At 39.1% G+C, this 2205-nt stretch carries 1 protein-coding gene; it reads right to left on the minus strand.

The window, feature by feature from the left end; genetic code table 11:
- Positions 1 to 177 precede the first annotated feature (177 nt).
- Entirely contained in the window at positions 178 to 2169 is a 1992-nt protein-coding gene (locus I1J71_RS08550; RefSeq protein ID WP_195184451.1) for an ABC transporter permease, read from the minus strand.
- Between the last annotated feature and the right edge of the window lie 36 nt (positions 2170 to 2205).

Below are 2205 nucleotides of genomic sequence, written 5' to 3' on the forward strand. Positions count from 1 at the left end.
CCTAGCCTCTCAATTGTCTTTGGATTGTCGAGCAAGACGCAGTGGTTGAGTGGGCTCTACTACGCTGATTTCATCAGATTTTACAGTCCTACTCAACTGTGCGGAGGTGGGACAACGAAATCGAATTCTAACGAATTAACGATTTCTGTCCCACTCTCTTTTTTGATGTTTCTGTTTTTACATTTGAACAATTCTACGATAGCTTCTTGAAGTAATCATAAAGATAAGTACGTAGATGAGGGCAAAGATACCACAAATAGAAAGTGTTACACTTAACATCATAGCTGTATCTACTACCCCAATGACCTTAAGAATCAAACTTAACATATGATAGGCAAAAGCCAAGTGTAGGAAAGCAAAGATTACAGGGAGGAAGAAAACAGTCAAGACCTGCTTGTTAATGGTTTGTTTGATTTGTTTTTGATCCAAGCCCACTTTTTGTAGGATGACAAAGCGTTCACGATCCTCATAACCTTCTGAGATTTGTTTATAGTAGATAACGAGTACAGTTCCAATCATAAAGATGATAGAGAGGAAAATACCAATAAAGAGAACTCCTCCAAAGAGAGCATTCATTTGGGCAATTGCGTCACTTGCAGTGCCTCCACCATAAACCATGCCGTCTTCATTTTTGAGATTATGACTAAAATTATTTACAAACTCCTCAAAATCATCAGATAGCTTTAACTGTTCCTCTAGACTAGCTGTTACATCCATACCACCGTAGAGCTGTGTGTATACAGCTGAATCCTGGTACTGTTCCAAAAAACTTTGAATATCAGCTACTACAAGATAGTTATAATCCGATACCAATAGTACATAGGGATTAGAAACATGATTGGCAATAAAATCCTGCTGGATTGCTTCCTTGATTGTATAGTTCTGATTGTTCAGACTAAATGCTTTCTGATCTTTAAGTTGGTCGTTTCGAGCCCATAGCCCTACTTCATCTCCAGTGAGGTTCAATTTCTGACCAGTCATCTTTTCGTAATCTTTTTGGTCGAAAACTAAGAAGACCGTCTTAGGCATGACATTGTTTTGCCCTTTTTCAAAGATGGTTAATTTGGTCCCCTCTTGACTCGAAAGACCGAAACTTGCATAACTGAGGACGTCCTTATTGCTGATGGTTAGGTTCTTTTCGCTAGCGTATTGAGTCAAAAGCTTGTCTAAATCTTCAACTTCTACATGTTGTCCCTTAACATCAAAATCGTGAGGATACATGAGTTTTTTCATATTCTCAGATCCGTTGTAGATACTAGTAGCTGCTGACATAGTAACTAAAACCATGGTTGAAAGGATGGCAATGGTTGCTAATCCGACAGCATTTTTCTTCATACGAAAGATAAGGTTAGAAACAGAGATGAGGTTATTGGGTTGGTAGTAATATCTCTTATTTTTCTTGAGCAACTGTAAGAAAACTGTAATACCAGCATTGAATAAGAGATAGGTCCCTACAATAACTAACATAACCGCAATAAAGAAAGTAGCGACAGCTTTGAAAGCATCTGTTACGCTTAGTGCTAGGTAGTAACCACTTCCCAGAGCCATTAGCCCTACAAGTGTCTGAAGAACTAGGAAACGCCCCTTCTTCTCACCCTTCGCTTTTTCTCTAGAAAGCTGGAGAGCATCCATACGGATAATGCGTACAGCGTTCAGGAAAACGATGACTAAAAAGATAAAACCGAATACCAGAAGGATTGAAAGCACTACGGACCATTGGAAAGTTGCAACTAACTCTACCTTCATCTTTGCAAGTTTAAGTAGCAAAGCGAAAATCAGATTATCAAAGAGGGCACCAATCCCAATTCCGGCAGTGACTGTTACTAGCCCAAATATCAAGAGTTCCTTAAAGGTCATACCAATCAAGTGGCGTTTTTCTAAGCCCAGCATGCCATATACACCCAGTTCTTTGGAGCGATTTTTCATGACAAAACTGTTGGCATAAAGAACGATAATGGCAGATGCAAGTGTCACAACGACAAGCCCTAGTTGTAGGGTAAATTGTATAGCAGATGCACCACGTAAATCCACAATTTTAGGATTAAAGGCTAGGGAGTAAAAGAGATAGCTAATTGTGACTGCCAAAATGACAGACAAAGCAAACGGATAATAGAGTTTGCGGTTTTTGATTAAGTTGGATATGGCCAACTTATTGGTTAATCGAAACATACTAGTTCACCTCACTTGCCATAACAGTCAAGGTGT

The organism is Streptococcus infantis, assembly GCF_015546995.1.
In the GTDB taxonomy this organism is placed as follows: Bacteria; Bacillota; Bacilli; order Lactobacillales; family Streptococcaceae; genus Streptococcus; species Streptococcus infantis_J.

Excerpts from the sequence above, each read along its gene's own strand:
- I1J71_RS08550 (WP_195184451.1), bottom strand. The coding sequence starts at position 2,169 with ATGTTTCGATTAACCAATAAGTTGGCCATATCCAACTTAATCAAAAAC.